The following is a 23,971-nucleotide window of genomic DNA, read 5'->3' on the forward strand; positions in this document are numbered from 1 at the left end:
ATCCAGCCTCACGCGGATCCCAACGATCTTCCCCCGGTGAGGGAAACGTGAGGGTCGGGTCTCGAACGGGCAGGAATGGGAACAACCAGAGGTCGGGGCCCGCGGAAGGGACGCCGCGGGCCACCGCTCGAGCTGCCGCGAGCCGCAGGAGGCTGCCACGTGTCGAGCGCACCCGAGCAGGAGCACCTGCGGGAGCGGGCCACCACCGCCGCGGAGCCGAACGGGCACCGCAGCGGTCCGCCGGGGCCCGGTGCGGGAGCCGGTACGGCTCCCGGACCCATGACGGTTCCCGGGCGCCCAGGGAGCGAGGAAGAGAGGCGGACCACGGCCCCCGTGCTCCCCGCACGGCCGGGCAGCCCGCAGCCGCTCGGGGCGCGGTTCCGGGTCGGGGCCAACGGGGTCCCCGGCACCAACTTCGCGCTGTGGGCGGGCGGGGCCGAGGCCGTCGACGTCTGCCTCTTCGACGAGGACGGCACCGAGACCCGCTGGTCGCTCGGCGAGTTGACGCACGAGATCTGGCACGGCTTCGTCCCGGGCGTGCTTCCCGGCACCCGGTACGGCTTCCGGGTCCACGGCCGGTGGGACCCCTGGGCCGGGGCCCGCTGGAATCCGGCCAAGCTGCTGCTCGATCCGTACGCCCGTGCCGTCGACGGGGAGTTCACCCTCCCGGCCGAGGTGTACGGGCACGTACGGGACTGGCCGGAGCAGCACGTCGCGGACACCGTGCGTGACGACCGCGACTCGGCGCCCTACGTGCCCAAGGGCGTGGTCGTGCACGACGACGTTCCCGGCGACGAGTGGGCGGACGATCGGCGGCCCAAGACGCCGTGGGCCGAGTCCGTCATCTACGAACTGCACGTCCGAGGCTTCACCATGCGCCACCCCGGCATCCCGCCCGAGCTGCGCGGCACGTACGCGGGTCTGGCCCATCCCGCCGCGATCGAGCACCTCACCCGGCTCGGGGTCACGGCCGTTGAACTGCTGCCGGTCCACCAGTTCGCGCACGAGGACCATCTGCTGCGCAGGGGGCTGAAGAACTACTGGGGCTACAACTCCATCGGCTACTTCGCCCCGCACGCCGCGTACGCCGCCTCCGGCACGCGGGGCGAGCAGGTCGGCGAATTCCGGCGGATGGTGCGGGCGCTGCACGACGCCGGGATCGAGGTGATCCTCGACGTGGTCTACAACCACACCGCCGAGGCGGGTGAACTCGGACCCATGCTCTCCCTGCGCGGCATCGACAACCGCGGCTACTACCGCCTCCAGGACGACCCCCGCCGGTACGCCGACTACACCGGCTGCGGCAACACACTGCACGTCGTCCAACCGGGCGTCCTCCGGCTGATCACCGACTCGCTGCGCTACTGGGTCACGGAGATGGGCGTCGACGGCTTCCGCTTCGACCTGGCCGCGGCGCTGGCCCGTTCCCTGCACGACGTCGACATGCTCTCCCCCTTTCTGGCGGTCATCGCCCAGGACCCGGTACTGCGCCGGGTGAAGCTGATCGCCGAGCCGTGGGACGTCGGCGCGGGCGGCTACCAGGTCGGCGCCTTCCCCCCGCTGTGGACGGAGTGGAACGACCGCTACCGGGACGCCGTACGGGACTTCTGGCGTGGCGCGCTGCCGGACATACGGGATCTGGGCTACCGGCTGTCCGGCTCCAGCGACCTGTACGCGTGGGGCGGGCGCCGACCGTACGCCTCCGTCAACTTCGTCACCGCGCACGACGGATTCACCCTGCGCGACCTGGTCAGCTACGACCACAAGCACAACGAGGCCAACGGCGAGGGCAACCGCGACGGCACCCATGACAACCGGTCCTGGAACTGCGGCGCGGAGGGCGAGATGGACGATCCGGCCGTACGCGCCCTGCGGCGCCGCCAACTCCGCAACCTCCTCACCACGCTGCTGCTGTCGACCGGGGTGCCGATGCTCGTCGCGGGGGACGAGATGGGCCGCACCCAAGGCGGCAACAACAACGCGTACTGCCAGGACAACGAGACCGGCTGGGTCGACTGGTCGCTGCGCGACGACCCCGCCTGGCGTCCGCTGACCGATCTCGTCTCCCGGCTGACCGCACTGCGCCACCGCCACCCGGTGTTGCGACGCCGCGCCTTCTTCTCCGGGCGACCGCAACGGCCCGACGGGCTGCGGGACCTGGCGTGGTTCACGGCGCGGGGCGAGGAGATGACGGAGGCCGACTGGTACGCGCCGACGGCCACCGTGGGGATGTATCTCTCGGGCCGTGACATCCCGCAGCGCGACGAGCGCGGGGAGCCGGTCGTGGACGAGAGTTTCCTCGTGGTGCTCCACGCGGATCCCGAAGCGGGCCGCTTCACTCTGCCGGGCCCGCCATGGGCGGCGGAGTACGAGCTGCTGGTGGACACGTCGCGGGAGGAACAGTCCGAACCGCCGGGGACGCGCCACGCGGCGGGAAGCGAACTGCCGCTGCCGGAGCGGTCGTTGCTGCTGCTGCGGGTCACCGGGGAGGCGCCGGTGCCGGACTCGCCGTGAGGAGCGGCGGGGAGGGTCGGCGGCAGCGACGCGGGGGTGGCCGTATGTGTCCGGTGACGGCCCCACACGCGAAAAATCCGGATGAGCGCTGTCAGTGGTGAACCGTAGTCTCGCTCCTGATGCCCGAGAGCCGAGAGTCCGCGCCGTCCGACCCCGCCGATCAGCCCGTCCCTTCCGCAGCGTCCGCACCGCCCGGACGTTCCGAGCCCGCAGCCCGGCGCTCCACCGTGCGCTCCTTGCTGCGGTTGTGGCCGTATGTGCGGCCGGTGCGGGTGCGGCTCTTCACCGCGGCGTTCGTGGCGATCGTCGCCTCGTGCCTCGGTCTGGTCATCCCCCTGGTGCTCAAGTGGCTCGTGGACGGGCCCGTCGCCGTGCGCGACCCGGGCGGCGTCTGGCTCGGGGGCGGGTATCTGCTGCTGCTCGGCATCGCGGAGGCGGGACTGTTCGGGCTGCGGCGGTGGCTCGTGGCCCGGCCCCTCGCGGGGGTCGAGGCGGCGATGCGCGCGGATCTCTTCCGCCATCTGCAGCGGCTTCCGGTCTCCTTCCACGACCGGTGGCCGTCGGGTCAGCTTCTCTCGCGTGCGACCACGGACCTGCAGCTCCTGCGGATGTTCCTGGCCTTCCCGATGACGTTTCTCCTCGTCAACTCGACCACGATCCTGGTCGGGTTCGCGGTTCTGCTCGGCCAGGAGTGGACCCTTGGGCTGGTGCTGCTGGCACCCGTCGTCCCGCTGATGGTCCTGTGCTCGTGGTTCGAGGCGCGCTACTCGGTCGCCGCGCGCCGGGCGCAGGACCAGCTCGGCGATCTGACGACCGTGGTGGAGGAGTCCGTCCTCGGCATCCGCATCATCAAGGGCTTCGGCCGCCATCGCAGTCAGGCGCGCGCCTATCGGGCCCTGTCGGACCGGGTCCGCGGGACGGAGCTGCACAAGGCCCGGCTGCTGGCCGCGATCTGGGCCGTCATCCTCACGCTCCCGGAGATCGCCATCGGGGCGGCGCTGGTGCTCGGCACGGTGAAGGTCGCCGACGGGGGACTCTCCGCGGGGACGCTGGTGGCGTTTCTGTCGACGGCGTTGGCGCTTCGCTGGCCGGTGGAGTCGATCGGCTTCCTGCTCGCAATGAGCCAGGAGTCCGCCACGGCCACGGAGCGCTACTTCGAGGTGATGGACGCCCCGCCGCAGACGGACACCCCGGTGACGCACGTCCCGGAAACCAAGGGCCCGGTGACGGACGGCCCGGTAGCGGAGTGCCCGCGGACGGACGGCCCGCAGACGGACGCACGGGTGACGGACGCACCGGTGACGCACGTCCGGCAGACGGACTCGTGCGAGGCGGACGCCCCGGAAACGGACGGCCCGCAGAGGGACGCACCGGTGACGGACGTGCGGGAGACGGTCCGTACGAGCGCCGCCGTCGGGGAGGTCCCCTCGGGCCCCGGCTCGGGCGGACTCCGGTTCGAACAGGTCGAGTTCCGCTACCCGGACGCGCCCGCCGACGCCCCGGCGACGCTGCGCGGCGTGGACTTGCACATCCGGCCCGGAGAGACCATGGCCCTCGTCGGCGCCACCGGCTCGGGCAAGACCACACTCACCGCGCTCGTCCCCCGCCTCCACGAACGGACCGGCGGCCGTATCACCCTCGACGGCACGGATGTCGCGGCCATGCCGCGCGCCCGCCTGCGCGAACTCGTCGCGGTCGCCTTCGAGGAGCCGACGCTCTTCTCCGCGACCGCGGGCGAGAACGTGTCGATGGGCGCGGAAGGCGCCGACCGGGCCGCGCTGCTGCGGGCCCTGGAGGTGAGCCAGGCGGAGTTCGTCCACGATCTGCCGCAGGGCGCCGACACGCAGGTCGGCGAGCAGGGTCTGAGCCTTTCCGGCGGACAGCGCCAACGGCTCGCGCTGGCCCGCGCGGTGGTCGGCGCCCCGCGCTTCCTCGTCCTCGACGACCCGCTCTCCGCGCTGGACGTGCACACCGAGGCGCTGGTGGAGGCGGCGCTGCGCCAGGTGCTGGCGACCACCACGGCCCTCGTGGTCGCGCACCGGCCGTCCACGGTCCTGCTCGCCGACCGCGTGGCGCTGCTGTCGGAGGGCCGGATCGCCGCCGTCGGCACCCACCACGAACTGCTGCGCACCAGCGCGGATTACCGCTTGCTGATGTCGGGCGAGCCCGGTGCGGACTCCGGGCAGGAGCCCGTATCCGATCCCGCCGCGTCATCGCCGTACGCACCAGATCCACCGCCCCACGCACCCGGCCCCGGCACCTCCCGCACGCCGGACCCGACGACCACCCACGGGGGTGCCTCCCGATGACGACCACGGTGTCAGGACAGCCCGCTCCGGACCGCCCGGACGGGACGCTCGCCGCCTCCGAGCCCTCGGCCCCAGGCGTCACACCCGCCCGGCCCGAAGCGCCGCCTGCCGGCGACATGTTCGACCGGGATGTGCTTCCCGCTCCCAAGGGAGCCTCGCGCAGGCTGCTGCTGTCCCTGCTGCGTCCGCACCGCGCCCGGGTCTGGAGGGCGGCCGTGCTCCTGCTGCTGCAGCAGGCCGCCATGCAGGCGGGCCCGCTGCTGGTCGCCCTCGCGATCGACCATGCGGTGCCGTCCCTCCGCACGGACGACTACGGCCCGCTGGCCACCGTCGGCGGTGCGTACCTCCTGTGCTCGCTCGCCTCCGGCGTGCTGCAGTACGCCTTCATCCGTGCCTCGGCCCGGGTCAGCCAGGACGTGCTGCTGGACCTGAGGGGCAGGATCTTCCGTCACGCCCAGGCCCTGAGCGTGGACTTCCACGAGCGCTACACCTCGGGGCGTCTGATCTCCCGTGCCACCACGGACGTCGAGTCGTTGCGCGAACTGCTCAACGAGGGCCTGGAGGAGCTGCTGGGCGTCGCCCTGTCGGTCGTCTACATCTCCGCGCTGCTGCTGTACCTCGACCGGGGTCTGGGAGCGGCGGCCGTGCTGTCCTTCTGGCCGCTGTATCTCCTCGTCCGTTCCTTCCAGCGGCGGTCGATGGTCATCTACCGCAAGCGCTCCACCGCCATCGCCGCCGTGATCGTGAAGTTCGCGGAGACGATGAACGGGATCCGGCCGGTGCAGGCGTTCCGGCGTGAGCGCCGCAACGACACGGAGTTCCGCGGGCTCAACCGCCGCCATGAGCGCGTGAACGGCGACGCGATCCTGGAAATGGCCCGCTATGTGGTCTCCTCGCGCCTGGTCGCGAACGTCGCCCTTGCCGCCATCGTGATGTGGGGCGCCTACCGTGTGGCGGGCGGCGCGCTGGCCCTGGGCGTGCTCGCCGCCGCCGCGCTCTATCTGCGGCGGCTCTACGATCCGATCGACCGGCTGGGGATGTTCCTCAACTCCTACCAGTCCGCGGCCGCGTCGCTGGAGAAGATCGCGGGCCTGCTCGCTCAGACCCCGTCCGTGCCCCAACCGGCCGAGCCCCGGCCGCTGCCCTCGCGGGATGCCGAGAGCCCCGGGCGTGACGTGGTCTTCGAGGGCGTGAGTTTCGCGTACGGCACCGGCGGTGAGGTGCTGGCGCGGTTCGATCTGACGCTCCCCGCCGGCGGGACGACCGCCGTGGTCGGCTCGACCGGCGCGGGCAAGTCGACGCTGGCGAAGCTGCTGGCCCGTTTCTACGACCCCACCGCGGGCCGCATCCTGCTCGACGGGGTGGATCTGCGCGATCTGGCGGGTCCCGGACTGCGCCGCGGTGTCGTCATGGTGACGCAGGAGGCGTTCCTCTTCTCGGGCACGGTTGCCGAGAACATCGCGATCGGGCGCCCCGACGCGTCCCGTGGGGAGATCGAGCGGGCGGCGAAGGCGATCGGCGCCCACGATTTCATCACCGCGCTGCCGGACGGCTACGACACGGATGTGCGCAAGCGCGGCGGCCGGATCTCCGCGGGGCAGCGCCAGTTGGTGGCCTTCGCCCGCGCGCTGCTGGCCGATCCGGGTGTGCTGATCCTGGACGAGGCCACCTCCTCGCTCGACATCCCCGGCGAGCGGGCGGTGCAGCGTGCGATGCGCACGGTGCTGCACGGCCGTACGGCGGTGGTCATCGCCCACCGGCTGTCGACCGTGGAGATCGCCGACCGGGTGCTCGTAATGTCCGGAGGACGCATCACCGAGGACGGCTCTCCCGCCGAACTCATCGCGGGACGGGGCGACTTCGCCTCTCTCCATCAGGCGTGGCGGGACAGCCTTGTGTGACGCGCCGGGGTGCGCTGGGGCGCGTTCGCATAGCGGGCACCGATCACTACCAGACGGACGTTTTCCGGCCAACTTATTGACGCGCTCCTGACATCAGGGGGGGTCCGGTGGGACTCTTCCCTCGACCGGCGTCTCAGCACCCCCCACAGGTGCCACGGCTGCACGCCGGCCGAGCCTGCACGGCCGTACGTCTCCCCCCACAGGTACTGCCTGTTCTCCCAGGTTCCACCTGTTCTGCGAACTGCTTGTTCTGCCCCGGCGGCACAACCCATGCCGTCCGGTCCCCCTGGGCCGACGCCCGATCCGGCGCGGCCACAGCAGAAGGAGTCCGCGTGAGACGCACCCCCCGCAACCCCCGTAGACGTGCCGTCGCCACCAGTGCCGTGGTCGCCGTCACCGCCATGCTCGCCGTCGGCGTCCAGTCCGGCACCGCGAGCGCCGGCCCCGGGACGAAGGCCCCAGGCGAGACCATCGCCGCGAGGCCCGACCCCGGCGCCCTGCCCGCCAAGCTCCCGCCCGCGCAGCGCGCCGAGCTGATCCGCGAGGCCAACGCCACCAAGGCCGAGACTGCCAAGTCCCTTGGCCTCGGCGCCAAGGAGAAGCTCGTCGTCCGGGACGTCGTCAAGAACGCCGACGGCACCATCCACACCCGCTACGAGCGCACCTACGCCGGACTGCCCGTACTCGGCGGCGACTTGATCGTCCACGGGACGAAGTCCGGCGCGGTGGAGGGCGTGACCAAGGCCGTGAAGTCGAGGGTCTCCGTCCCGTCGACGAAGCCCCTGGTCAGTGCTGGGGCCGCCGAGGCCAAGGCCCTGCGCGCCGCGAAGAGCGACGGTTCGAGGCGCACCGAGGCCGACCGGGCACCGCGCAAGGTGGTCTGGGTCGCCGACGGCAAGCCCGTCCTCGCCTGGGAGACCGTCGTCGGAGGTCTGCAGCACGACGGCACACCGAATGAGCTGCACGTCATCAGTGACGCGGTGACCGGCAAGACGCTGCACGAGTACCAGGCCGTGATGGAGGGCACCGGTAAGAGCCAGTACAGCGGAGACGTCACCATCGGGACCGCGCAGTCCGGCGGCAGCTACTCCATGACCGACACCGCCCGCGGCAGCCACAAGACGTACAACCTCAACCACGGAAGCTCCGGCACCGGGACGCTCTTCACCGACGCCGACGACGTGTGGGGCAACGGCACCAGCAGCGACGCCGCCACCGCTGGTGTGGACGCCCACTACGGTGCCGCGCTGACCTGGGACTACTACAAGAACGTGCACGGTCGCAGCGGCATCCGCGGCGACGGCGTCGGCGCGTACTCCCGCGTCCACTACGGCAACAACTACGTCAACGCGTTCTGGCAGGACTCCTGCTTCTGCATGACGTACGGCGACGGTTCCGGCAACGCCAAGCCGCTCACCTCCATCGACGTCGCCGCGCACGAGATGACGCACGGCGTCACGGCCGCGACCGCCAAGCTCGTCTACGCCGGTGAGTCCGGTGGCCTGAACGAGGCGACGTCGGACATCTTCGCCGCCACCACGGAGTTCTACGCCAACAACACCAAGGACGTGGGCGACTACCTGGTCGGCGAGAAGATCGACATCAACGGCGACGGCACCCCGCTGCGTTACATGGACAAGCCGAGCAAGGACGGCGCGTCCAAGGACAACTGGTACTCCGGTATCGGGAACGTGGACGTCCACTACTCCTCGGGTGTCGCCAATCACTTCTTCTACCTGCTGTCCGAGGGCAGCGGCCAGAAGATCATCAACGGCGTGTCCTACGACTCGCCGACGTACGACAACCAGCCGGTCACCGGCATCGGCCGGGCCAACGCCGAAAAGGTGTGGTTCAAGGCCCTGACCGAGCGCATGAGCTCCAACACCGACTACGCGGGCGCCCGTACGGCAACGCTCCAGGCCGCGGCCGACCTCTTCGGCCAGGGCAGCTCCTCGTACAGCGCGGTGGCCAACGCCTGGGCCGCGGTGAACGTGGGCACACGGATCAACGACGGCGTCACCGTCACCGCCCCGGGCAACCAGACCAGCACGGTGGGGCAGCCCGCCAGCCTGCAGATCAAGGCGACCAGCACCAACGCCGGTGCGCTGAGCTACTCGGCGACCGGTCTGCCCGCCGGGCTCTCGATCAACTCCTCCACCGGACTGATCTCGGGAACGCCGACAACTGCCGGTTCCAGCAACGTAACTGTCACGGTCAAGGACTCCGCAAACAAGACCGGTACAACTTCGTTCACGTGGACAGTGAACCCGACGGGCGGCGGAAGCGTCTTCGAGAACACCGACGACGTGGCCATCCCGGACGCAGGCCCGGCGGTCACGTCGCCGATCAATGTCAGCCGAAGCGGAAACGCTCCGAGCAGCCTGAAGGTGGACGTGGACATCATCCACACCTACCGCGGTGACCTGGTGATCGACCTGGTCGCTCCGGACGGGACCTCCTACCGGCTGAAGAACGCGAACGCTTTCGACTCGGCGGACAACGTCAAGGCCACGTACACGGTCAACGCCTCGTCGGAGGCTGCGGGCGGCACCTGGAAGCTTCGCGTCCGGGACGTCTACAGCATCGACACCGGCCGCATCAACGGCTGGAAGCTGACCTTCTGACCTCATGTCGGAATCGGCTCCTCCTGAACGCGGCGGCACCCCGGGCCTTTTGGTCCGGGGTGCCTTCGTTCGCAATCCGAACATTGAGCATTGCGTAACGAACGAAAATCGGCCAACATCGTGCACGCATCCTGACATGTTCGTGCAAGGAGTGGCAGGCTTCCGAGCAAGCTCCACCAAGCACCTCCTAACCCCCCACCTTCATAGGAGTTCGTGTGAGTTCAGCAACCCCCCACATAGGTCGTCGTTCAAAGCTGGCCATCGCCGCTGCCGTCGTCGCCTCCGGCGCACTGCTCGCCGCCGGTGTCGCAGGCGGTGCCGACGCGGCCCCCGCGGGCGAGAGTTCGGGTGCAGCCGCCGCGCTGCTCTCCGGCTCACAGCGCGTCGAGATGCTGAAGGCCGCCGAGGCCGAGGCCGGCGCCACCGCCAAGTCCCTGGCGCTGGGCGCCAAGGAGAAGCTCGTGGTCCGCGACGTCGTCAAGGACAAGGACGGCACGGTCCACACCCGCTACGAGCGCACCTACGACGGCATGCCCGTCCTCGGCGGCGACCTCATCGTCCACAAGGCCAAGAGCGGCGAGACCAAGGGCGTCACCAAGGCCACCAAGGCGAAGATCACCGTCGCCTCCACCAAGGCCGAGGTCTCCCCGGCCGCCGCCGAGAAGAGCGCGGTCTCCATCGCCAAGTCGGCGGAGGGCGCCAAGGCCAAGGGCGGCGCGGAGCCCCGCAAGGTGATCTGGGCCGCGGACGGCAAGCCGGTCCTCGCCTGGGAGACCGTCACCGGCGGCTTCCAGAAGGACGGCACGCCCAGCAAGCTGCACGTCATCACCGACGCCAACACCGGCAAGAAGCTGCACGAGTTCCAGGCCATCCACACCGGTGACGGCGAGAGCCAGTACAGCGGCAAGGTCAAGCTGACCACCAGCAAGGAAGGCTCGGGCTTCACGCTCAAGGACGGCGACCGCGGCGGCCACACCACGAGCGACCTCGAGAACAAGGAAGACGGTGAGGGCAAGCTCTTCACCGACGAGGACGACAAGTGGGGCAACGGCAAGCCGGACGAGCGGCAGACCGCCGCCGTCGACGCCCACTACGGCGCCCAGCTCACCTGGGACTACTACAAGAAGGTCCACAAGCGGGACGGCATCAAGGGTGACGGCAAGGGTGCCACGACCCGCGTCCACTACGGCGAGAACTACGTCAACGCCTTCTGGGACGACTCCTGCTTCTGCATGACCTACGGCGACGGTGAGGGCAACAAGCACCCGCTCACCTCGATCGACGTCGCCGCGCACGAGATGACGCACGGTGTCACCTCGGCCACCGCCGGCCTGGAGTACAGCGGCGAGTCCGGCGGCCTCAACGAGGCCACCTCCGACATCTTCGCCGCGGCCGTGGAGTTCAACGCGGAGAACAAGGAGGACGTGGGCGACTACCTCGTCGGCGAGAAGATCGACATCAACGGCGACGGTACTCCGCTGCGTTACATGGACAAGCCGAGCAAGGACGGCGGGTCCAAGGACAACTGGGAGGACGGCATCGGCAACGAGGACGTCCACTACTCCTCGGGCGTCGGCAACCACTTCTTCTACCTGCTGTCCGAGGGCAGCGGAAAGAAGGAGATCAACGGTGTGAAGTACGACTCGCCGACCGCCGACGGCAAGGAGGTCAAGGGCATCGGCCGTGACAAGGCCGAGCAGATCTGGTTCAAGGCCCTCACCACGTACATGACCACGAACACCGACTACAAGGGTGCTCGTGAGGCCACCGTGAAGGCCGCGAACGACCTCTACGGCGAAGGCAGCGCCGAGACCAAGGGTGTCGAGGCCGCCTGGACCGGCGTCAACGTGAAGTAAGCGCCGGACACCGAGCCGGGCGATGCCCGGGGACGCCCTTCCTCGCCCCCGGGCATCGCCCTCACCAAGCAAAGTGCTGTGTGTTGTGAACGCTTCGGCCTTCTCCCGGATCGCGGGGAGAAGGCCGAAGTGCTGTCCACGGTGGCGCGGGCACGGTTCAGCGCATCAGCACACCGGCCCCGTTGCCCGTGACCGGTGAGGGCACCGCGATCAGCCCCATCTCAGCGCCATCGGCGAGCAGCCGGTGCGCCGGCAGGATCCGTACGGTGTAGCCGAACGGTCCCGTACGGTTCAGCGCGAGCGGCCCCTCGTACAGCAGACGGCCGTCGGTGTCCGCTCCCCCTGCCGCTTTGAGCGGCACGGCCGTCCCGTCCGTGATCCGGTCCTCCGCGTCGACCCGCCCCGCGACGAGCTGCACCTCGACGTCGTCGGGGGTCAGTGAGGCCAGGGCGACGCGCACCCGCAGCGAGAGTGTCGACCCCAGTTCCGCGCTGCCGCCGACCGCCGCCGCGGTGCCCGTCTCCACATGGTCGACGGCCACGTCCGGCCAGGCCGAGCGCACCCGCCGCTTCCACTCCGCCAGTTCGCTCGCGGCCGGGGCGTCGAGCGCACGGTGGGCGCTCGCGGCCGGAGCGTACAGCCGCTCCACGTACTCGCGGACCATCCGCCCGGCCAGCACCTTGGGGCCCAGGCGGACGAGGGTCTGCCGGACCATCTCGATCCAGCGGTCGGGCAGTCCGCCGGGCCCGCGGTCGTAGAAGCGCGGGGCGATCCGCTCCTCCAGCAGCTTGTAGAGGGCGGCGGCCTCGAGCTCGTCCCGCCGTTCCTCATCGGTGGCCGCGCCGTCGGCGGTGGGAATGGCCCAGCCGAAGTCCGGTTCACACCATTCGTCCCACCAGCCGTCCAGCACCGAGAGGTTGAGGCCCCCGTTGAGCGCGGCCTTCATGCCCGAGGTACCGCACGCCTCCAGGGGGCGCAGCGGATTGTTCAGCCACACATCGCACCCGGGGTAGAGCTTCTGGGCCATCCCCATGCCGTAGTCGGGGAGGAAGACGATGCGGTGCCGCACCCGCGGGTCGTCGGTGAACCTCACCAGTTCCTGGACGAGCCGCTTACCGCTGTCGTCCGCCGGATGCGCCTTGCCCGCGACGACGATCTGCACCGGACGCTCGGGGTCGAGCAGCAGCCGGGTCAGTCGCTCGCGGTCACGCAGCATGAGGGTGAGCCGCTTGTACGAGGGGACCCGGCGGGCGAAGCCGATGGTGAGGACGTCCGGGTCGAGGACGCCTTCGATCCAGCCGAGTTCGGCGGTTCCCGCGCCGCGCTGTCGCCAGGACGCGTACAGCCGGGCGCGCACCTCCGTCACCAGGCGCTCGCGCAGCGACCTGCGCAACTCCCAGATCCGTTCGGCCGGGACGGACGCCACCGCGTCCCAGCGCGGCGCGCCGCCTTCGGCGAGAGCGTCCTCGGCACGGACCGCGCCGACCCGGCGGGCGCCGAGCCGCAGGACCTCTGGCGCCACCCAGGTGGGCGCGTGCACACCGTTGGTCACAGAGGTGATGGGCACCTCCTCGGGGTCGAACCCCGGCCACAGCCCGGCGAACATCTCCCGGCTGACCCTGCCGTGGAGGGTGCTCACGCCATTGGCGCGCTGGGCGAGGCGCAGGCCCATGACGGCCATGTTGAACAGTCCCGGCTCACCGCCGTCGTAGGTCTCGAGGCCGAGCTGGAGGATACGGCCGGGGTCGACGCCGGGCAGCTCGCCGCCGTCGCCGAAGTGGCGGGCGACGAGATCCTTCTCGAAGCGATCGATGCCCGCCGGGACGGGGGTGTGGGTGGTGAAGACCGTGCCCGCGCGGACGGCTTCGAGCGCCGCGTCGAAGTCCAGGCCGGTCGCGCCGAGTTCATGGATCCGCTCCAAACCGAGGAATCCGGCGTGGCCCTCGTTGGTGTGGAAGACCTCCGGGCCGGGGTGGCCGGTGATCCGGCAGTATGCGCGGATCGCGCGGACACCGCCGATGCCGAGCAGCATCTCCTGCTGGAGCCGGTGCTCACTGCCGCCGCCGTAGAGCCGGTCGGTGACGTCGCGGGCGCGCGGGTCGTTCTCCTCCACGTCCGAGTCGAGGAGCAGCAGCGGTACGCGCCCGACCCTGGCCTCCCACACGTACGCGCGCAGGGATCGGCCTCCTGGCAGGGCGAGCCTGATCTCGGCGGGCCTGCCGTCGGGTTCGCGCAGCAGGGACAGCGGCAGCTCGTTGGGGTCGAGGACGGGGTACTGCTCCTGCTGCCAGCCGTCCCGTGAGAGGGACTGCCGGAAGTAGCCGTGCCGGTAGAGCAGTCCGACGCCGACGAGCGGGACGCCGAGGTCGCTCGCGGCCTTGAGGTGGTCGCCCGCGAGGATGCCCAGCCCGCCGGAGTACTGCGGAAGCGCCGCCGTGATGCCGAACTCGGGCGAGAAGTAGGCGATGGCGGCAGGCAGGTCGGGGTCCGCGGTCTGGTACCAGCGGGGGCTTCGGAGGTAGTCGTCGAGGTCGTCGGCCACGGTCGCCAGGCGCCGCAGGAATCTGCGGTCCCCGGCGAGGACGGCCAGACGCGGGGCGGACACGGAACCGAGCACCCGCAGGGGGTCGCCGTCGGCGGCCTCCCAGCCCTCCGGGTCGACGGCCTGGAACAGCTCACGGGTCTCGGGATGCCAGGACCAGCGCAGATTGCGCGCCAGTTCGCTGAGCGGTCGTAGGGGTTCCGGAAGGACGGGACGCACGCTGAATCGACGAATGGCCTTCACGGTTCGACGGTAGCCGTGCGGAACCGGAGGCAACCACGGCACAACCCCCGTCGCGCTTCCATGCGCCCGTTCGGTGCATCCGCGTGGGGAGTTTGTTGAGATACGTACAAGTCGGTTTGTCGAGAGTGACGTATGACGAAACTGTGAACAAGGTTGACCGAGGTCCTAGGAAGGGGATCCCATGGCAACTACCCGACGTCCGCACGCGCGTCTGTCCGCGGCCGCAACCGCGGCGGCCACCGCAGCAGTTCTCTCCGCCGTCACGCTGCCCGCGCAGGCCGCCCCCTTCGAGGGCCGCATAGTGGGCGCCGGAGCACCCGGCGCCATCCGCAGCAGCTACATCGTCACACTCAAGTCCGGTTCAGGGGGTTTGCCCGCCGCCTCCTCGGCCGGCAAGAGCCTCGCCCGCAAATACGGGGCATCGATACGCCATACGTACGGCGCCGCACTCAACGGCTATGCCTTGCGGCTTCCTCCGGCGCAGGCCGGACGGCTCGCGGCCGACCCACGTGTGGCCTCCGTCGTCCAGGACACCGAGGTTTCCATCACCGGGACGCAGCGGAACCCGCCCTCCTGGGGCCTCGATCGGCTCGATCAGGCCGGCCTCCCGCTCGACAAGTCCTACACCTGGCCCGGCGACGGCGGGTCGGGGGTGACGGCCTACGTCATCGACACCGGGATACGGACCGCGCACCAGGACTTCGGCGGCCGGGCCTCCAGCGGCTGGGACTTCGTGGACGACGACGCGGTCGCGAACGACGGCAACGGTCACGGCACGCATGTCGCCGGGACCATCGCCGGCGACACGTACGGGGTTGCCAAGAACGCCCGGGTGGTCGGGGTACGAGTGCTGGACAGTGACGGCTCGGGCTCCACGGCCCAGGTCATCGCGGGAATCGACTGGGTCGCGTCACATGCGAAGAAGCCGGCCGTGGCGAACATGAGTCTGGGCGGGCTGCTCAACTCCCAGCTCGACGCGGCCGTACGCAATGCGATCGCCTCCGGGGTGGCCTTCACCGTCGCCGCCGGCAACGACGGCCTCCCGGCGGATCTGTTCTCCCCCGCCCGGGTGAGCGAGGCGATCACCGTGGGCGCGACGGACCGGACCGATCAGCGGGCCTCCTTCTCCAACTGGGGCGGAACGGTCGATCTGTTCGCGCCGGGCGTCGACATCACGTCGGCCTGGAACGACTCGCACTCCGGCTCCGAGACGATCTCCGGCACCTCCATGGCCGCACCCCACGCCGCCGGCGCGGCGGCGGTGTATCTGGGCGACCATCCGTCAGCGAGTCCGGCCGGCGTGGCCAAGGCGCTGGTGGACCGGGCTGCCCGGGGCAAGGTCGGCGACGCGGGCCTCGGCTCGCCGAACCGTCTTGTGCAAGTGAAGAACTGACGCACCGGCACCGGCAGGCCGACGCCGGTGCCCGAACGGCCCCGCGGCACACGCCGCGGGGCCGTTGCGCGTTTTTACCCTTACGCGACAGTAGCCGCCGCCGCGCCGGTTGGGGGCGCACTCCCCCGGGGCAGGCTCATCCGGTAACGGAACGAGCACGCCGCGCACACACCCGCAGGACACAGTCGCCCACCTGAGTGAACGCGGACAGGAGCGTCCATGCCCGCAGCCCGTCCCCCTTCCGTGAAGCCGATAGAAAGTACAAAAGCCCGTAAAAAGGCCCGAACAGCGACGCTTCCAGGTGATCCAGTGATCGGACGCATTCCCGTACTCGACATCCATCCGCTCGTCGACTGCGGGCGGCGCCCGGCGAAGGCGGTGGTCGGTGAGACCTTCCTCGTCTCCGCCACCGTCTTCCGCGAGGGCCACGACGCCGTCGCCGCCAATGTGGTCCTGCGCGACCCGGGCGGGCGGGCCGGGCCGTGGACCCCGATGCGCGAACTGGCGCCCGGCACCGACCGCTGGGGCGCCGAGGTCACACCCGACACCGAGGGGCGCTGGACCTACACGGTCGAGGCGTGGGGTGATCCGGTCGCCACCTGGCGGCACCATGCCGGGGTCAAGATTCCGGCCGGCATCGACATCGAGCTGGTCCTGGCGGAGGGGGCGGAACTGCACGAACAGGCCGCCGCCGGAGTACCCAAGAGCGAGGGCCGCGAGTGCGTCCTGCAGGCGGCCGACGCACTGCGCGACGAACTCCGGCCCGCCGCCGCCCGGCTGGCCGCGGCCCTCGCACCGGAGGTGACGCGGACCCTCACGCGCCACCCGCTGCGCGAACTCGTCAGCTCCTCCCGGCCCCTCCCCCTCCAGGTCGAGCGGCGCCGTGCGCTCTACGGGTCGTGGTACGAGTTCTTCCCCCGCTCGGAAGGGGCCGTCGTCAGGGACGGGCGACCTCCCGTCAGCGGAACCTTCCGCACCGCGGGCGAACGCCTGCCCGCCATCGCCGCGATGGGCTTCGACGTCCTCTACCTCCCGCCGATCCACCCCATCGGCACCGCCTACCGCAAGGGCCCGAACAACTCCCTGTCCGCGGGCCCGTACGACGTGGGCTCGCCCTGGGCGATCGGCTCTCCCGACGGTGGCCACGACGCCGTCCACCCGGCCCTCGGCACGATCGAGGACTTCGACCGCTTCGTGGAGAAAGCACGCGATCTGCGCATGGAGGTCGCACTCGACTTCGCGCTCCAGTGCTCGCCGGACCACCCGTGGGTGGACGAGCACCCCGAGTGGTTCCACCACCGCGCCGACGGCACCATCGCGTACGCCGAGAACCCGCCGAAGAAGTACCAGGACATCTATCCGATCGCCTTCGACGCCGACATGCGCGGCATCGTGCGGGAGACCCTGCGCATCCTGCGCTTCTGGATGGACCACGGGGTGCGGATCTTCCGGGTGGACAACCCGCACACCAAGCCCGTCATCTTCTGGGAGAAGGTCATCGGAGACATCAACAGGACCGATCCCGACGTGATCTTCCTCGCCGAGGCGTTCACCCGGCCCGCGATGATGCACACCCTCGCCGCGATCGGCTTCCAGCAGTCGTACTCCTACTTCACCTGGCGCAACGGGAAGCAGGAGCTGACCGACTACCTCACCGAGCTCTCCGGGGACGCGGCCTCCTGCATGCGGCCGAACTTCTTCGTGAACACCCCCGACATCCTGCACGCCTACCTCCAGGACGGCGGCCGCCCCGCCTTCGAGGTGCGCGCCGTCCTCGCCGCCACCCTCTCCCCCGCCTGGGGCGTCTACGCGGGCTACGAGCTGTGCGAGAACTCCCCGGTGCGCAGCGGCAGCGAGGAGTACCTGAATTCCGAGAAGTACGAGCTGCGCCCGCGCGACTGGGAGGCGGCCGAACGCGAGAACCGCACCATCGCGCCGCTCATCACCACGCTCAACCGGATCCGGCGGCGTCACCCGGCTCTGCAGCAACTGCGGAACATGCACTTCCACCGGGCCGACAACGACGCGGTGATCGTCTACTCCAAGCGCTCCGGGAGCGATTGCGTCCTCACCGTGGTCAACCTCGACCCCCACCACACCCAGGAGGCGACGGTCTCGTTGGACATGGCGGAACTCGGCCTGGACCGGCATGAGTCCGTCCCGGTGCGCGACGAGCTCACCGGCGAGACCTATCACTGGGGCAGGGACAACTACGTGCGCCTGACGCCGGGCATCGCGCCCGCGCACGTATGCACCCTGCGACCGTCCTCACCGATCGGAGGGTCACCCACCACATGATCGTCAACGAGCCCGTCCAGGACACCTTCGAAGACACCCCGACCAAGGACCGTGACCCCGACTGGTTCAAACGCGCGGTGTTCTACGAAGTGCTCGTACGCTCCTTCCAGGACAGCAACGGCGATGGCGTCGGCGACCTCAAGGGCCTGACCGCCAAGCTCGACTACCTCCAGTGGCTGGGGGTCGACTGCCTCTGGCTGCCGCCGTTCTTCAAGTCCCCGCTGCGTGACGGCGGCTACGACGTCTCGGACTACACCGCCGTCCTTCCCGAGTTCGGCGACCTCGCCGACTTCGTGGAGTTCGTCGATGCCGCTCACCAGCGCGGCATGCGCGTGATCATCGACTTCGTCATGAACCACACCAGCGACCAGCACGAGTGGTTCCAGCAGTCGCGCACCGACCCCGACGGGCCGTACGGGGACTACTACGTCTGGGCCGACGACGACAAGCAGTACCAGGACGCACGCATCATCTTCGTGGACACCGAGGCGTCCAACTGGACCTTCGACCCGGTGCGCAAGCAGTACTACTGGCACCGCTTCTTCTCCCACCAGCCGGACCTCAACTTCGAGAACCCGGCCGTCCAGGAGGAGATCGTCTCCGCGCTGCGCTTCTGGCTCGACCTCGGCATCGACGGCTTCCGGCTGGACGCCGTGCCCTATCTGTTCGCCGAGGAGGGCACCAACTGCGAGAACCTCCCACGCACCCACGACCTGCTCAAGCGCGTGCGGGCCGAGATCGACGCCAACTACCCCGACACCGTGCTGCTCGCCGAGGCCAACCAGTGGCCGGAGGACGTCGTCGACTACTTCGGCGACTACGCCAAGGGCGGCGACGAGTGCCACATGGCGTTCCACTTCCCCGTCATGCCGCGGATCTTCATGGCGGTGCGGCGCGAGTCCCGCTACCCGGTCTCGGAGATCCTGGCCAAGACCCCGGCCATCCCGTCCGGCTGCCAGTGGGGCGTCTTCCTGCGCAACCACGACGAGCTGACGCTCGAGATGGTCACGGACGAAGAGCGCGACTACATGTACGCGGAGTACGCCAAGGACCCGCGAATGCGCGCCAACATCGGGATCCGCCGACGGCTCGCGCCCCTGCTCGACAACGACCGCAACCAGATCGAACTGTTCACCGCGCTGCTGCTCTCCCTCCCCGGCTCGCCGATCCTCTACTACGGCGACGAGATCGGGATGGGCGACAACATCTGGCTCGGCGACCGGGACGCGGTGCGCACCCCGATGCAGTGGACGCCCGATCGCAATGCCGGCTTCTCCTCCTGCGATCCGGGGCGGCTCTATCTGCCGACCATCATGGACCCGGTCTACGGCTACCAGGTCACCAATGTCGAGGCGTCCATGTCGTCGCCCTCATCACTGCTGCACTGGACCCGGCGGATGATCGAGATCCGCAAGCAGAACCCGGCGTTCGGCCTCGGCTCGTACACCGAACTGCCTTCCAGCAACCCGGCGGTGCTCGCGTTCCTGCGCGAGTACAAGGACGACCTCGTCCTCTGCGTGAACAACTTCTCGCGGTTCGCGCAGCCCACCGAGCTGGATCTGCAGACGTTCAACGGACGGCACCCGGTCGAGCTGATCGGCGGCGTGCGCTTCCCGGCCATCGGCGAGCTGCCGTACCTGCTCACGCTCGCCGGGCACGGCTTCTACTGGTTCCGGCTGCGGGCGCCCGGAGCGACCTCCGCGGGGGCGGCGAGCGCAGCCGCGGCGGCCGCGGACGACGAGGTCCTCACAGCCCCGGATCCGGCACGGCCCCTGCCCATCGCACGCTGAACTCCCGCGATCTGGCGGGATGGCACCGCTTCGGTTTCCGCCGTCCCGCCATGGGCACTCTGTTCCTCATGTACCACGCTGCAGAAGCAGCGCCGTACAGCGAGTAGTCCAATCGCTCTACCTGTACGGACGATCCTCTCCCGACACGTCCCGCACCGCCGGACAGCTTTGCCGCAATCCGGGACACTCTGCCCATCTGTGGTGTGCCCGGGGAAAGGACGCGACGCCATGTCGGAAGGCTCGACCCGCGCCAACCCGACCCGCGCGGCCACCCCTGCCCCTGTGTCCCGTGCTCCCGACGCGGCCACGGGAAGCGACCGGGCACTGATGCCCTCACTCGTTCCGCTGCTGCGTGAATGGTTGCCCCACCAGCGGTGGTTCGCGGGCAAGGGCACGCCGATCAGCGGCTTCACCCTGGTCTCCGCGACCGAGTTGCTGCCCTGCGGAGCGGGCGGCGCGTCGCCGGGGCTGCTCCACCTGCTCGTCACCGCTCAGCAGTCGCCGTCGCGGACGCAGATCGGCGGCGGCGATTGCTACCAACTTCTGCTCGGCATCCGCTCCGTCCTGCCACCACAGCTCGCCCACGCCCTGATCGGCCGGCCCGCGGGCGGCCCGCTGCACGGCCGTACGGTCTACGAGGCGCTCTACGACCCACGGCTCGCCGGACTGCTGCTGGAGCGGCTCCGGGTTCCGGGGCGACTCGGGGCCCTGCGCTTCACCCGCGCCCCGTCCACCTCCATCCCCTCCGGGCTGATCCCGCGCCCGGTCACCGCCGAGCAGTCCAACTCCTCTGTGGTGTACGGCGATGCGTACATCCTGAAGGTCTTCCGGAGGGTCGGCACCGGGGTCAACCCGGACCTCGAACTGCCACTGGCGCTCGCCCACGCCGGGTGCGACCGGGTGCCGCATCCCACGGCATGGTTCGAGAGCCCGTCCGCCGAATCGATGACGCTGGGCATCCTCCAGCCGTATCTGCGCGGTTCCGCCGACGGCTGGCAGCTCGCCCTGAACTCCCTCGCCGTCGGGGCCGATTTCACCGGCTCGGCGCGCGCGCTCGGGCGGGCCACCGCCGAGGTGCACACCGCACTGGCGGACGCTCTGCCCACCGCCGTGCTGCGCCGGCGGCAGATCGAGCTGCTGGCGGCGGGAATGATCGCGCGTCTGGACTCGGCTGCCGCCTCCGTTCCCGCGCTGCGCCCGTACCGCAATCCGCTCCGCGCCGCCTTCGACAACCTCGCCGAACTGGGCCGGCGCGGCCGCACCTGGCCCGCCCAGCGGATACACGGTGATCTGCACCTCGGCCAGACGCTGCGCGCTGCGCGCGACGGCCGGTGGGCCCTCATCGACTTCGAGGGAGAACCGGCCAGGCCCATCGTCGAGCGCCGCCGTGTCCAGCCCGTGGCCCGCGACATCGCCGGCATGCTGCGCTCCTTCGACTACGCGGCCCGCGCCTGCCGTCCCGGACCCGACTCGTCCGCCTGGGCCCTGGAGTGGGCGAAGCGCAACCGGGCCGCGTACTGCGACGGTTACGCCGAGGCGGCGGGCACCGATCCGCGCCGGGAGCCGGAGCTGATGCGCGCCTACGAGACGGACAAGGCGGTGTACGAGGTGCTGTACGAGGCCCGGCACCGGCCGGACTGGCTGCCGGTGCCGATGGCCGCCATCGAGCGGCTGGCCCGCCCCGAAAACGCGGCGGGCTCTACGGCGCCACCGTCCAGGGGCCGTGCCCCGAAGGCGCGCCCGACCTCCGAAGCCGGACCCGGGCCGGGGGGATCCGCGGCTCCGGGCGGCGGGAGCGCCGGGCCCCTCCGGCCCGATGCCGGTGCCCTGCCCTCGCCGGGCGCCACGCCCCGACCGTCGTCCGGATGACTTCCGCATGACCCGGTGGCGCTCGTACGTCCGGACCGGGGCACGTCCCCGTGCGCCCGCAGTGATTCCCAGCGTGAGCCGCCGGCTTCGGGTCACCCGTCCCCGTGGCGGGGCGAGTGTCCCGGGAGCGGTACAGCCCGCTCCAACTCCCGTTGCCGGCAAGCCGCCCCGCCCGCAGTACGGCGGAGCCCGACGCCCGCCCGTCCCCGAGGAGGACTCACCCCGTGACCCGCCGTACCCCGCCCGAGATCCGCCCGTCCGACGCAACTCCCGTGCCTCCGGTGAGGAAAGCCGGACCCGCCCCGTCAGCGGAGGCGACCCCGGTGCCGTCCGCTCCTGGCGGTGCCGGCACCGCGCCGCCCGGTACCGCCACCGCCAGCGGCCGGGGCACCGTACGGCCCGGGTCCGGCCGTCCAGGGGTCCGGCCCGCGCCACCGCTGGATCCGGGTGAGTGTCGGCGGCTGCTCCACGGCGAGCACCACGACCCGCACGCGCTGCTCGGCGCACACCCCTCCCCCGGCGGCGTCGTCTTCCGCGCCCTGCGCCCCTTCGCCCGCTCCGTGACCGTCGTCGCGGGCGGGCTGCGCGCGGAACTGATCCACGAGGAGGACGGGATCTTCGCGGGTGTGCTGCCCCTCAGCGAGATCCCGCAGTACCGGCTGGAGGTCGCGTACGACGGGGTCACGCTCACCGTCGAGGACCCGTACCGCTTCCTGCCCTCCGTCGGTGACCTCGACCTCCATCTGATCTCCGAGGGCCGTCACGAGGAGTTGTGGCGCGCGCTGGGCGCGCATCCGATGACCCATCAGGGCGTCGAGGGAACCCGGTTCACGCTCTGGGCGCCGAACGCCCGCGGTGTCCGCGTCGCCGGGGACTTCAACTTCTGGGACGGCACCAGCTTTCCGATGCGCTCGCTGGGGTCGTGCGGCATCTGGGAACTGTTCCTGCCGGGCGTCGGCGAGGGCACGCTCTACAAGTTCGACGTCGCCGCCGTCGACGGCTCCCACACGCTGCGGGCCGACCCGATGGCCCGGCGCACACAGTGCCCCCCGGAGACCGCCTCGATCGTCGCCGTCTCCCGCCATGAGTGGGGCGACGAGGAGTGGATGGCCCACCGTGCCGACCGCCGGATCCACGAGGCACCTCTCTCGGTCTACGAGGTGCACCTTCCCTCCTGGCGACCCGGTCTGTCGTACCGGCAGCTCGCCGAACAACTGCCCGCCTACGTCAAGGACTTGGGCTTCACCCATGTGGAACTGATGCCGGTCGCCGAGCACCCCTTCGGCGGGTCCTGGGGCTACCAGGTCACCTCGTACTACGCCCCGACCGCCCGCCTCGGCACGCCCGACGACTTCAAATTCCTGGTGGACGCCCTGCACAGGGCCGGGGTCGGCGTCATCGTCGACTGGGTGCCCGCGCACTTCCCGAAGGACGACTGGGCGCTGGCCCGGTTCGACGGGACGCCGCTGTACGAACCCTCCGACCCGAACCGGGCCGAGCACCCCGACTGGGGCACGCTGGAGTTCGACTACGGCCGCCGCGAAGTGCGCAACTTCCTGGTCGCGAACGCCGTGTACTGGTGCGAGGAGTTCCATGTCGACGGTCTGCGGGTCGACGCCGTCGCCTCGATGCTCTATCTCGACTACTCGCGCGAGGGCGGCCAGTGGTCCCCCAACGAGTACGGCGGCCGGGAGAACCTCGACGCCGTGCGCTTCCTCCAGGAGATGAACGCGACCGTCTACCGGCGCTGTCCCGGCATCGTCACCATCGCGGAGGAGTCCACGGCCTGGGACGGCGTCACCCGCGCCACCCACCACACCGGGCCCGGCGGCTTCGGCGGCCTGGGCTTCGGCCTGAAGTGGAACATGGGCTGGATGCACGACTCGCTCGGTTACATGGCCAAGGAGCCGGTCCACCGCAAGCACCACCACGACGAGATGACCTTCTCGATGGTGTACGCGTACAGCGAGAACTACGTACTGCCCATCTCGCACGACGAGGTGGTGCACGGCAAGCAGGCGCTGGTGACGAAGATGCCGGGCGACTGGTGGCAGCGGCGCGCCGGCCACCGCTCGTACCTGGGCTTCATGTGGGCGCACCCGGGCAAGCAACTGCTCTTCATGGGCCAGGAGTTCGCGCAGGGAGCGGAGTGGTCGGAGGCGCACGGCCCGGAGTGGTGGCTGCTGGACGACACCTACCACTCGGCGGGCGATCACCGGGGCGTGCGCGATCTGGTGCGGGATCTGAACCGGACCTACCTCGACCAGCCCGCCCTCTGGGAACGCGACACCGACCCCGCGGGCTTCAGCTGGGTCGAGGGCGGGGCGGCGGACGACAACGTCTTCGCCTTCACCCGGCACGACGCGTTCGGCAATCCGCTGCTGTGCGTGAGCAACTTCTCGCCGGTGGTCCGGCACGACTACCGCCTCGGCGTACCGGGGCAGCACTCGGGGTGGCTGGAGATCCTGAACACGGACGCGGCGCGGTACGGGGGCGGGGACGTCACCAACCCCGACCTGCTCAAGTCCGAGCCCACGCCGTGGCACGGACGACCCAACAGCATCACGCCCGTGCTGCCGCCCCTGGCCACGATCTGGCTGCGGCCGGTCTGACTGCCCCGGCACACCGACGG

General features: G+C 70.5%; 11 protein-coding genes. 10 read left to right on the top strand and 1 reads right to left on the bottom strand.

The genetic code is table 11. The features are described from left to right. Window positions 1-279 precede the first annotated feature (279 nt). The 5 genes from glgX (at window position 280) to AB0M26_RS05370 (ending at window position 11,204) form a co-directional block, all read left to right on the top strand. Window positions 280-2,514, top strand: a complete 2,235-nt coding sequence (glgX, locus tag AB0M26_RS05350) for a glycogen debranching protein GlgX (RefSeq protein WP_365255244.1) — start codon at window positions 280-282, stop codon at window positions 2,512-2,514. 227 nt (window positions 2,515-2,741) lie between these two features. After that, window positions 2,742-4,823: an ABC transporter ATP-binding protein gene (locus AB0M26_RS05355; RefSeq protein WP_365255247.1), complete on the top strand. Its 2,082-nt coding sequence runs from the start codon at window positions 2,742-2,744 to the stop codon at window positions 4,821-4,823. Continuing rightward, the gene (locus AB0M26_RS05360) at window positions 4,820-6,724 is read left to right on the top strand and encodes an ABC transporter ATP-binding protein (RefSeq protein WP_365254820.1); all 1,905 of its coding nucleotides are present in this window, start codon (window positions 4,820-4,822) and stop codon (window positions 6,722-6,724) included. The genes AB0M26_RS05355 and AB0M26_RS05360 overlap by 4 nt, the downstream gene beginning before the upstream one ends. A gap of 401 nt (window positions 6,725-7,125) precedes the next feature. Then, entirely contained in the window at window positions 7,126-9,348 is a 2,223-nt protein-coding gene (locus tag AB0M26_RS05365; protein WP_365255250.1) for a M4 family metallopeptidase, read from the top strand. A gap of 215 nt (window positions 9,349-9,563) precedes the next feature. Next, window positions 9,564-11,204, top strand: a complete 1,641-nt coding sequence (locus AB0M26_RS05370; RefSeq protein ID WP_365254823.1) for a M4 family metallopeptidase — start codon at window positions 9,564-9,566, stop codon at window positions 11,202-11,204. A 157-nt stretch (window positions 11,205-11,361) separates the two neighbouring features. Here the strand turns inward: AB0M26_RS05370 and glgP are convergent, their stop codons facing one another. Continuing rightward, window positions 11,362-13,989: an alpha-glucan family phosphorylase gene (glgP, locus tag AB0M26_RS05375; RefSeq protein WP_365254826.1), complete on the bottom strand. Its 2,628-nt coding sequence runs from the start codon at window positions 13,987-13,989 to the stop codon at window positions 11,362-11,364. Between the two features lie 181 nt (window positions 13,990-14,170). On the opposite strand from glgP, the gene AB0M26_RS05380 reads away from it, so the two are divergent. The 5 genes from AB0M26_RS05380 (at window position 14,171) to glgB (ending at window position 23,951) form a co-directional block, all read left to right on the top strand. After that, window positions 14,171-15,382, top strand: coding sequence for a S8 family peptidase (locus tag AB0M26_RS05380; RefSeq protein WP_365254828.1), 1,212 nt, complete (start codon window positions 14,171-14,173; stop codon window positions 15,380-15,382). Window positions 15,383-15,691: 309 nt separating this feature from the next. Beyond that, a complete protein-coding gene (locus AB0M26_RS05385; RefSeq protein WP_365254831.1) occupies window positions 15,692-17,680 on the top strand; it encodes an alpha-1,4-glucan--maltose-1-phosphate maltosyltransferase in 1,989 nt (662 codons plus the stop codon). Then, entirely contained in the window at window positions 17,677-19,470 is a 1,794-nt protein-coding gene (gene treS, locus AB0M26_RS05390) for a maltose alpha-D-glucosyltransferase (RefSeq protein WP_365254834.1), read from the top strand. The genes AB0M26_RS05385 and treS overlap by 4 nt, the downstream gene beginning before the upstream one ends. Window positions 19,471-19,797: 327 nt before the next feature. Next, window positions 19,798-21,339 carry a phosphotransferase gene (locus tag AB0M26_RS05395; protein WP_365255253.1) on the top strand — a complete coding sequence of 514 codons (1,542 nt, stop codon included), beginning with the start codon at window positions 19,798-19,800 and terminating at the stop codon, window positions 21,337-21,339. A gap of 224 nt (window positions 21,340-21,563) precedes the next feature. Then, window positions 21,564-23,951 carry a 1,4-alpha-glucan branching enzyme gene (glgB, locus tag AB0M26_RS05400; RefSeq protein ID WP_365254837.1) on the top strand — a complete coding sequence of 796 codons (2,388 nt, stop codon included), beginning with the start codon at window positions 21,564-21,566 and terminating at the stop codon, window positions 23,949-23,951. Window positions 23,952-23,971 lie beyond the last annotated feature (20 nt).

The sequence above is a fragment of the Streptomyces sp. NPDC051776 genome (assembly GCF_040681345.1).
In the GTDB taxonomy this organism is placed as follows: domain Bacteria; phylum Actinomycetota; class Actinomycetes; order Streptomycetales; family Streptomycetaceae; genus Streptomyces.